At 47.2% G+C, this 10,082-nt stretch carries 6 protein-coding genes; all 6 read right to left on the bottom strand.

What is annotated here, in order from left to right; translation table 11 throughout:
• Positions 1-175: 175 nt before the first annotated feature.
• The 6 genes from Psfp_RS15590 to Psfp_RS15615 all read right to left on the bottom strand — a co-directional run bounded on the left by Psfp_RS15590 (position 176) and on the right by Psfp_RS15615 (position 9,785).
• Positions 176-1,318 (bottom strand): iron-containing alcohol dehydrogenase, encoded by a 1,143-nt coding sequence (locus tag Psfp_RS15590; RefSeq protein WP_205079602.1) that lies wholly within the window; start codon positions 1,316-1,318, stop codon positions 176-178.
• A 514-nt stretch (positions 1,319-1,832) separates the two neighbouring features.
• Positions 1,833-3,023: an MFS transporter gene (locus tag Psfp_RS15595; protein ID WP_134219467.1), complete on the bottom strand. Its 1,191-nt coding sequence runs from the start codon at positions 3,021-3,023 to the stop codon at positions 1,833-1,835.
• A gap of 37 nt (positions 3,024-3,060) precedes the next feature.
• On the bottom strand, positions 3,061-4,038 hold the full coding sequence (locus tag Psfp_RS15600) for a glycyl-radical enzyme activating protein (RefSeq protein ID WP_134219468.1): 978 nt from the start codon (positions 4,036-4,038) through the stop codon (positions 3,061-3,063).
• 7 nt (positions 4,039-4,045) lie between these two features.
• Entirely contained in the window at positions 4,046-4,459 is a 414-nt protein-coding gene (locus Psfp_RS15605; protein ID WP_134219469.1) for a heme-binding protein, read from the bottom strand.
• A 123-nt stretch (positions 4,460-4,582) separates the two neighbouring features.
• The gene (locus Psfp_RS15610) at positions 4,583-7,129 is read right to left on the bottom strand and encodes a formate C-acetyltransferase/glycerol dehydratase family glycyl radical enzyme (RefSeq protein WP_205079604.1); all 2,547 of its coding nucleotides are present in this window, start codon (positions 7,127-7,129) and stop codon (positions 4,583-4,585) included.
• A 124-nt stretch (positions 7,130-7,253) separates the two neighbouring features.
• Positions 7,254-9,785, bottom strand: a complete 2,532-nt coding sequence (locus tag Psfp_RS15615; RefSeq protein ID WP_134219470.1) for a formate C-acetyltransferase/glycerol dehydratase family glycyl radical enzyme — start codon at positions 9,783-9,785, stop codon at positions 7,254-7,256.
• Positions 9,786-10,082 lie beyond the last annotated feature (297 nt).

The following is a 10,082-nucleotide window of genomic DNA, read 5'->3' on the forward strand; positions in this document are numbered from 1 at the left end:
AACTCGGACCGGCCTAATAACAAAAGACTTCAAATTCTTCCACCTACCGTGTTTGCTTCAGGGTTATTATAGGACCGGGTTAACCAAAAGTCAACAATATACGCTGGGTTATATACCTGTTTATCGCACTGGCGCGGCAGCCAATTCAACGGTATAAGCCCAATAATTATCTGCCCTAGTAAGCCTTTTCCAAAATATCGAGAATGTCTTCTTTGCTGGCTTCCCTTGGATTAAACAAAGTACTGATTTCCTGCAGTGCATCCTCGGCAATCCGGTCAAATTGCTCCTTCTTAACGCCCGCTTCTTTCAAAGTCGGGATTTTTACTTTCTCAGAAAGATCTTTCACTGCGTCTATCACCTTTTTGACAGCCGCTTCTTTGGTCAATCCCTGCAGCTCCAAACCCATGGCGGCTCCGATATCAATGGTTTTGTCAGGAACCACTTCAGCATTATACTCCATGACATACGGCAGTCCACAAGCATTGGCGACACCATGCGGCAGACCGCAATGGACGCTTAAGGGATGGGCAATTGAGTGAACAAGGCCCAAAACTGCGGAGTTAAAAGCAAAACCGGCCATCATACTGCCCAGCAGCATATTTGTTCTTGCTTCAACGTTGCTGCCGTTGTTTGTTGCTTCAACAAGGTTTTCGGCAATCAAGGCAATAGCTTTGAGCGCATTGACGTCTGTGGGAATTGAAGCGCCTTTGGAAACATAGGCTTCAACAGCATGCGTCAGGGCATCCATACCGGTCGCAGCAGTGACCGCGGGCGGCAGGCCCACAGTCAACAACGGGTCGGCCAGGGCAACGGTGGCCCCCACAAATTGTCCCCCGATGACCATTTTCTTCAACCTGGTTGTGTCAGTGATAATTGTAAAACCGGTAACTTCACTACCGGTGCCTGAGGTGGTCGGGATAGCAATTAAAGGTTTGGTAGGATTCTTGACCAAATTCAAACCGTCATATTGATTAATGGGAGATGGGTTTGTCAACAATATGTTAATTGCCTTGGCACAGTCCATAGAACTGCCGCCGCCAACGGCGACAAGGACATCAACATTGGCTTCTTTAGCTGTCTTAGCCGCTTCCTCAACAATGGTATCGGGAGGGTTGGGGAGAACTCCATCGTATTCAACAACAGTTAAACCGGACTCTTTAAGGGTTTGAACGATTTCTTTAGCAATTTTTTGGACTCCCATGTCATAAACGCAATAAACTTTTTTTGCTCCAAAACCAAGGACCATTTCGCCGACTTTTTGTGAAGCCCCATTACCAAAATTAACGACACTTGGAATGCTGTACATGAATTCCATCATTTTTACCTCATTTCTTTTTGTAATTGATTTTAAAAACTTTGATAAGACCCCTTGACTTTTCACCTGGAGCAGCTGTTCGGATAAATTTACCCTTACAAACAAATAAACCGGGCAGCGTGGCCCGGTTTTTGGACTAACAAAAAAACACCCTCGTCTACACTCGTCCAGGCTCAGCTCATACTCAACTCACCTCACTTATGTAATTGTCGGATCCATCTCTGCTGCCGCGTAGAAGGCTCCCCTTCCACCTGCTTAGAATATTATCACATGTCTATGATAATGTCACTAAAAATTTCTAACTGCCTGGTGGTATTGTAAACCTGCTAAACAGGTTATAGCCTTAGGTTAAATGCTACGCAAAAAAAGCTTGCTTTTCCCATAATGAAGAAGTAAGCAGGAAAAAATGCAAGGGCTAAAACCCTTGCATTTGATACTTGCCCCAGGCTGAGTTGCCCGTAGCAAACAAAAGAGATTTTCAACGTGGCGGGATATATAAGATTCCTTCAGAAAAGTTTTAAAATGCAGAGTTAGTAACCAAATGTTCCCTTCTGTTTTTTGCAATACCCCATAATATTGCCGCAACGCCCATGGCGATAACCAGTGCTGCAGCAAATATGAAAGCTGACCGGTTGACGTCTCCGCCCATCGCTACTGCAATAGGTGTCGCAATATAAGGGCTTAAGAACTGCGCAAGGTTTTGGCTGCACATTGCAGCTGAAATAGCCATGGGAGCAGAAATTGGATCAACAGCTGTTGATGTTCCAACGATAATGCAGGGCATAACGATTGAGAAGGCAAAACCGCATACTAAACTTCCCGCATATACCATATTAATGTTTGGCGCATAAACCATCATCAGATAAGATACACCCAGCAGGAAGAAACCAATTGAAAGTGTAAGATTCTTCGTCAGCGTCATCAGCTTTCCGAAAACCAGACCCATTAAAAATCCGCCCAAGGCAAAGAAGGTAAGTGTCAGCCCGGACTGCGCGGCGGTGCCCAGACCTTGGGTCTCTATAAAGAAGGCAAGAAATACTGAATATACTTGACCAGCTATAAAGAATATGAACATAGTGACGACCCATCCGTACGCTGCTCCTGTAAGCTTAACTTTCCCGGACGGCGCGCCCTCCGCTGCCGTATTTCCAATTGGCTTGGTATTCGGTAAAAACAACAGGACGATAATTAACGAGAGTACAGCGAGGAGGTGCACATAAAAGGTAATATTCCAACCTATTACAGCAAGATATCCACCGAAGAGAACCATTACAGCGCATCCAAGCATTTGAGCCGAAGTTTGCTGACCCATAACCTTTGAACGCTCATCACCGTCGAAGTGTTCTACTACAAGAGCAGAGGATAATGGTTGCAGCATTCCGATCCCAAGTCCAAGGATTGATCTTAATACCAGTATTGCTGTAAATGATGACAGGAATGCAGGAACAACACCGCCTATGATGAAGCAAAGGATACCGAAAACAACAAGTGTCTTCTTCGGTACATATTCTTGAACTTTGCCCACTAAAAGGGTAACAACAATAATTACAATACAGGGGAGCGATATGAGCAATTGGATAGAGGTTTGAGGTAAATTACTAAAATGTTGACCAATGACACTAAGACCGCCAGCAATTCCGATTATGCCCATCATTAAGATAGAAAAACTTAATATAGCTAATTTTATTTTACCTTTTCCCTGTTCCATTACCTTACTCCTCTCATTTCTTCAAACTTCAAAATGTTCATAAATTGATTTTACTTGTGGTACCGGCTTCCGCAGGAACGCCGTATGATTTCATCACTTCCACCAGATGCCTGATATTTTGTTCCCATACATTTCTTTCCACGGGTTTAAAATCACCCATAGGATAATCGATACCCAGCGAAGTATACTTTTCCGTTCCCAATTGCCTGTACGGCAACAATTGCACCTGGTTGACGCAGGTTTTCAATTCTTTCACTATGAATTCAGCGGCCGCCCTGATATTTTCTTCGCTGTTGTTATGCTCAGGCACCACAGGGATACGGATCACAAGAGGCTTATTCATCTCAACAGTTTTCTTGATATTCTTCAAAATAAGTTCGTTGCCTGCCCCTGTGAATTCCATATGCTTTGCCGAATTCATATGTTTGATGTCGGTGAGCGCTAAATCCACATAAGGATAAACCTGCTCCAAAATATCCGTTCTGCAGTGCAGGGCTGACTCAAGGCAAGTATGCAGGTGATTTTTTTTGCACTCTTTGAGCAGTTCCCGGGCAAATTCCCACTGTACGAGCGCCTCTCCACCCGATAAAGTTACCCCGCCGCCAGATTTCCAATAAAACTCGCGATCGGCTAAAACCACCTTCATCACTTCAGGGATGGTCATTTTTTTGCCCCAGGTCATCAATGCGTTTGCCGGACAACTTTCCGCACACTTGTTGCAGTTTGTGCATTTCTCTCGGTCAATTCCTGTAACCTTATTATCTGCTGTAATAATCACCCGATCTTTGGCCTGAGGGCAGGCAGACAAACAATACCCGCACTTATCAACCCCTATGCAGCGGTTGGCATATACCCCGACCTCCAGTCCGGGTTTCATGCTTTCGGGGTTGCTGCACCACTTGCACCGCAGCGGGCACCCTTTCAAAAACACTTCCGTTCTTATACCGGGGCCGTCATGAATTGTATATCTCTGGATGTTAAATACGATTCCCTCTGTCCCAAAATCATTTTTCATGGCTATTTTATAACGCTCCTTGCTGCATGGTCTTCAGCCCTGCTTCAGCAATTTGCATATCCTGCTCTACAGAACCACCGCTCACACCGATAGCCCCGATAACCTCATTTCCGTCAACGACAGGAAGGCCGCCGCCAAAAACAACAAACCGGCCGCCGTTGATGGTGTTAAGTCCAAAGAGTTCTTGCCCGGGTTGACAGAGGTTGGTAAACACATGGGTAGGCAGTTTTAACACCGCTGCAGTGTAAGCCTTGCCTGATGAAATCTGAATACACCCGATCGGGGCCTCATCCATACGATGCATGGCAATAAAGTCGCCTCCCCGGTCAACTACCGTAATTACAGCCGGAACAGCGATAGCCTTTGCCTTTTCTTCGCTTGCCTTGATCATGCTTAACGCGTTTTCCAGAGTTATTTTCATTCCTCATTCTCCTCATGCCCCAAATATTTTGGGTAGTTGTCCATGCCGCGGGGGCTCTGCGGCGGAAGACAATTTTCCACCGCAGCATGCCCATAAAAAATTGACTGTTACTTATCCGGCTGATTAATCGAACGACAACTCGGTCCTTCCGATAATATCGTCCTGCAGCTCTTTACTGAGTTCCACAAACAAGGCGCTGTATCCGGCCACCCTTACCAATAGCCCTCTATACTTATCCGGGTTGGCTTGCGCGTCTATAAGCGTCTCGCGGCTGACAACGGTAAACTGGCTGTGCATGCCCTTCCTCTGAACATAGGTGTCAAGCAGGGAAATCAGGTTATCACGGCCGGTCTCACCAGAAAGAGCTGTAGGCGCGAACTTCCAGTTCAGCAGGGTTCCATTGGAAGATCTGCCATGGTCCAGTTTGGTTACAGACTTACATATAGCGCTTGGACCTTTTACATCGTGGGAGGCGGCATTGGTGTGAACTGCTCCCATGCAGTCGGAAATCGGTTCGTATGCTTTTCTGCCTTCAACCGAGGCCCATTGCAGCCCGCCAAACGCCACATTGACAGCCACTGAATAAGAACCCGGCTGGAATACGCCGCCATGGGCGGTTGGTCTTTTTTCGATATGTTTACAGTAGGTGTCCAGGCCGAATTTGGCCAATTCATCGGCATAGTCATCGTCATTACCGTAGTGGCGTACTTTGTCGCTGTTTACCAGGGCGTATAGAGGTTCATAACCCTCCCAGTTATTTTTAACGGCCTTGAGAAGTTCTTCACCACTGACTTTCTTTTCTTCAAAAACAAGCTGTTTGATGGTAGCCAGACCATCTCCCACAGTTCCTATACCCACAGCCTGGGGTCCGCTAAAGTTGTACTTGGCTCCGCCGGCGGTGGCGTCCAAACCTTTTTCGATACAGCCTTCAATCAGCAAAGAAAGGTATGGCAGCGGTTTTATTGTCTGGTGCGCAATATCCACGGCGTTTAACATGGAAACCATCCTGTCGCACCAGTATTTCATCTGTTTATCATACGCCTCCAAAACCTCGTCAAAGGACTTGAAGCCGGCTAAGCTTCCGGTCTGGAGTCCAAGCTGTTTTCCGGCCCCCGCGCATACTTCAAAGCGCGGACAAGTTGAACCGCACTCCAGGCACCTGCCGTTGTTGAGGGCCAGTTCCAGGACCTTGGCAATGTTGAAATAAGCCGCATCATGCCAGCCGTACTCTTTCCCTGTGGCATCAGGTTCGACGCAACCAACCACCTGGTAGTCCCTGCATTCTTCAATGGTCCTGCCGTACGACAGCATGCTGGGAATGGTGACTTCATCATTGAATATCTTGGGTTCACCGGTACCCAATCTGATTAAATTGGCCAGCTTGACCCTTAACTCCCAGGGAGTGTTATTATGAAGCCTCACTGCCATCCAGGGAGTCGGCACTCTGGTATGGGCATGAGCGTCCATGGCCATGAAGGTAACATCGTTGGTGGCGTCCAGTCCATCCTTACCGACGCCCCCGACAGTCAGGCACGGCCCGCCTATTCCTCCGTTAGCGAAGATATTGATGCTCACGTGATCCCTGACTTTGTTCATGTCCCATATCTTAATAAAGAAGCACTCAATCAATTCCTGCATAAATTCTCTGGTCGCAGTCCCGTTCTTAAGGTCATTCCGGTAGAAGGGGAACATATACTGGTCAAACCTCCCGTAAGAAATGGAATGGCCGTTGGATTCCATAAGGACCATACAGTTGGCGAGGTGCACAAGTTGAATCGCTTCCCAGAAGGTCCTGGGCGGATTTTCCGATACCCATTGACAGTTGTCCGCTATTTGCAGCAGTTCCTTTTTCCTGACAGCGTCTTGTTCTTGACCCGCCATCCCGCGCGCCTTCCGGGAAAAACTCATTATATATTCCGTTGCCGCGTCACAGACTATTAATTCCGCCTCATAAAAGGCTTTTTTCTTAATGTCTTGCGGCAAAGACATATCCAGGACGGACATTTTTTCTGCAATTTGCTTTCTTATCCCGCCATAACCCAGTGTAAATAATTTCTCATAGTTGATGCCCAGATGTCCCGCCCCTGAGTAAATATAAGAAGCCGCCAAAAAAACCCCTTTGCCCATATGGGAACCTTTTATTTCCTCGTCAGTCAACAGGGGCAACGTTACATCTTCTACGCACTGTCCCCGCCAGAAATCCTTTATTTCCGTCAGACCGCGTTGCGTCTCTTCGGTATAAGTGAAATAGTCATGTGTTCTATTTTTACTATAATTTAAAAGGTTGCTTTCCATTTCATCGATAATCCAATTAAGACCGAACTCCGGGAAAACCGGCGCTGCTTTCTTGGCACAACCCAAATTGCCGACGACCAGCTCATCCGGGAAGATCATGATCGGCACGTTCCTGAGCATATTAGACACGCCCTCTGCACACTTGACAACCTGTGGAGCACCGGCATGTTTTTGATACGCTTCAGTTACCAGCAAGGCCCTTTCAGCAACAACTTCTCCGTTTGTGGTCATTTGAGTATTGGCCAATATTTTGTTAACACGTGGAAACGGCGAGGGGTTTTCAGTCATGGCGGAGACTGCGACGCCCCATTCCTTATCAAACGGCTCAACAGCACAAGGTTTTATGCCAATTAAATTCTCAGCGACACTCATCATTGTTCCTCCCCAAAGTTTTAGAATTAGATTGATGTAATTTAATCAACGAAAATGCTCCTTAACCGCACCCCCCCTTCCATTGTGCAAAACCCAAAACTACAACCATCATCTTTGCCATAAAACCTTAATCAAATGACAACTCGGTTCTCCCAATAATATCGTCCTGCAGTTCTTTACTCAGTTCCACAAAATAAGCGCTGTAACCAGCCACTCTAACAAGCAAACCCTTATATTTCTCCGGATTAGCTTGAGCGGCTAAAAGAGTTTCCCGGCTTACAACGTTAAACTGGCTCTGCATGCCTTTTTTCGCAAAAAATCCGTCAATTACGGAAATCAGGTTGTCGCGCCCGGTTTCACCGGTAAGACAGGTCGGTGTAAATTTCCAGTTGAGAATGGTTCCGTTGCCGACCCTGACCAGGTCCAACTTGGATACCGAGTTGGCAATCGCGGTAGGGCCGCTTAGGTCGTGCGACCCGGCATATGTGTGAACCGGACCCAGGCAGTCGGAAACAGGTTCAAAGGCTTTCCTGCCTTCAACCGACGCGCCGCAGAAAAAGCCTGCCCCCACATTTACCGATACGGAAAATACACCCGGTACAAATACACCGCCGTGGGCATTAGGTCTCCTTTCCAGATGTTTGCAATAGGTGTTCAGGGCAAAACCGGCCAGCTCGTCGGCATAATCGTCGTCATTACCGTAGTGACGCACCTTTTTGCTGTTTACCAGGGCATAAAGCGGTTCATAGCCTTCCCAGTTGTTTTCCACCGCTTTGAGCAGTTCCGCTCCGGTAACCTTCTTTTCTTCAAAGACCAATTGTTTGATGGTAGACAGACCGTCCCCGACAGTCGCAGTGCCTACACCCTGAGGCCCGCTGAAGTTGTACCTGGCCCCTCCGGCTGTCACATCGACGCCTTTTTCAGTGCAATCATCAATTAACAAAGACAGATATGGCAGCGGTTTTAAACTCTGATGGGTCAAATCCATGATGTTTATTACACTGACCAGCCTGTCGCACCAGTATTTCATCTGCTTGTCATAGGCGTCCAGCACCTCATCAAACGACTTAAAATCAGCAAGGCGGCCGGTCTGCGCTCCAAGCCTCTTGCCAACACTGGCGCATATTTCCCAGCGCGGGCAATTTGAACCACACCCCACGCACCTGCCGTCATTGATGGCCAGTTCGAACACCTTGGCCATACTGAAATAAGCCGCGTCATGCCAGCCGTACTCTTTCCCCGCGGCGTCAGGTTCTACACAACCAATCCCAACATAATCCCTGGCGTCTTCCAACGATCTGCCGTAAGCCATGGCAGCGGGGATGTTAACCTCATCATTGAGGATCTTGGGTTCCCCGGTCCCAATTCTAATTACATTGAATACCTTAATTTTGAACTCAACCGGAGTGTTGGCATGAAACCTGACCGCCATCCAGGGATTCGGGATCCTGGTATGGGCATGGGCGTCCAGCACCATGAAGCTGAGGTCGTTCGTGGCGTCACGGCCTTTTCTATCAATACCGCCCACGTCCAGAGCCGTTCCGCCCATCCTGGGTCCGCTGGCGACAATTGTATTTCCGGTATCCCTGACCTTGTTGAGTTCATGCAGTTTGATGAAAAAATTCTCGATCAGTTCCTGCACGAAGTCTTTCGTTGCAGTTCCATTTTTCATGTCATTCTTGTAGAACGGATAAAACAATTGGTCGAACCTGCCGTAGGTAACTGAATGTCCGTTGGATTCAATAAGGATAATATTTGTGGCAAGGTGATAGAGCTGGATCGCTTCCCAAAAGGTCCTGGGCGGATTTTCCGATACCCACTCACAGTTGCCCGCTATTTGCACCAGTTCATTCTTCCTGGTTTCGTCCTGTTCTTGCGCAGCCATTTCCCGTGCCAGCCGGGCATACCTCTTGATAAATTCAATTGAAGCCTCTACGACAATCAACTGGGCCTGGTAGAAGTTTCTTTTTTTAATGTCTTCCGGCAAACTCGGGTCGATGCCGGCAAGCTTTTCTTCAACCCTTTTTCCCAGCCCGCCAAAACCCTGTTTAAAGAGACTTTCGTAGTTGGCGCAAATGTGACCGACCCCGCCGTACATGTACAGGTCTAAGAAGTAAACCCCCTTCCCCATTTGACAACCCTTCAACTCTTCGTCGGTGCATGTGGCCTTAATCTGTTCTTCCACCGTCTTGCCGGGCCAATATTCCGCTAATTCAAGCAGCCGCTTTTCCGTCTCCTCCGATAATACATGCACGTCATGCGTTCTGCTTTTCCAGGGGTTGTTCTTGATTTCATCCACAATCCAGTTGTAGGAGAACTCGGGAAATACCGGAGCGCTTTTGGCGGGAGCGGCTATTTCACCAACAATCAGTTCGTCCGGATAAATTCGTACGGTTACATTCCTCAGTACGTTGGAAAGAGCCTCCGCACACTTGACAATTTGAGGCTTATAGCTATGTTTTTGGTACGCTTCAGTGACCAGGCAGGCTCTTTCGTGGTCCGCGCCGGGCGTAACTGCGTCCAACCATTTAAGCATCCTATTGATCCTGGGATACGGTGACGGGTTGTCCACCATACCGGAAACACCGACTCCCCATTCCTTGTCATAGGGTTCAACACCACAAGGTCCGGCATAAAATGATTTCTCAACAACACTCATCCTATTACCTCCTAAAGTTAAACAAATAACAGAAAACAGCTAAAGAGATGCCTCCATGCCACCTCCCATTTCTGAAAAATTACACAACATTAATTCCAAATTGATAATCTCAAGAAAATTGCAAGAAGCATACCAACTAAACGGATTAATATAAATTAAACAAACATAATTAGGGCTTGCTGAATAGGTTCTGATTTTAAAAACTGATTTTAGACAACCATATAAACAGTGCAATTTTGGCTCTCAAAAGCCTCCAAGATGGTGCATATAAAATGGTAAAAAAGAAGCCGGAGCCGG

It is taken from the genome of Pelotomaculum sp. FP, assembly GCF_004369245.1.
Lineage (GTDB): Bacteria > Bacillota > Desulfotomaculia > Desulfotomaculales > Pelotomaculaceae > Pelotomaculum_C > Pelotomaculum_C schinkii.

Bases quoted from the DNA above. Each gene is read 5' to 3' on its own strand.
- Psfp_RS15615 (WP_134219470.1), bottom strand. From the start codon at position 9,785: ATGAGTGTTGTTGAGAAATCATTTTATGCCGGACCTTGTGGTGTTGAA.
- Psfp_RS15610 (WP_205079604.1), bottom strand. From the start codon at position 7,129: ATGATGAGTGTCGCTGAGAATTTAATTGGCATAAAACCTTGTGCTGTT.
- Psfp_RS15590 (WP_205079602.1), bottom strand. From the start codon at position 1,318: ATGATGGAATTCATGTACAGCATTCCAAGTGTCGTTAATTTTGGTAAT.
- Psfp_RS15600 (WP_134219468.1), bottom strand. From the start codon at position 4,038: ATGAAAAATGATTTTGGGACAGAGGGAATCGTATTTAACATCCAGAGA.
- Psfp_RS15595 (WP_134219467.1), bottom strand. From the start codon at position 3,023: ATGGAACAGGGAAAAGGTAAAATAAAATTAGCTATATTAAGTTTTTCT.
- Psfp_RS15605 (WP_134219469.1), bottom strand. From the start codon at position 4,459: ATGAAAATAACTCTGGAAAACGCGTTAAGCATGATCAAGGCAAGCGAA.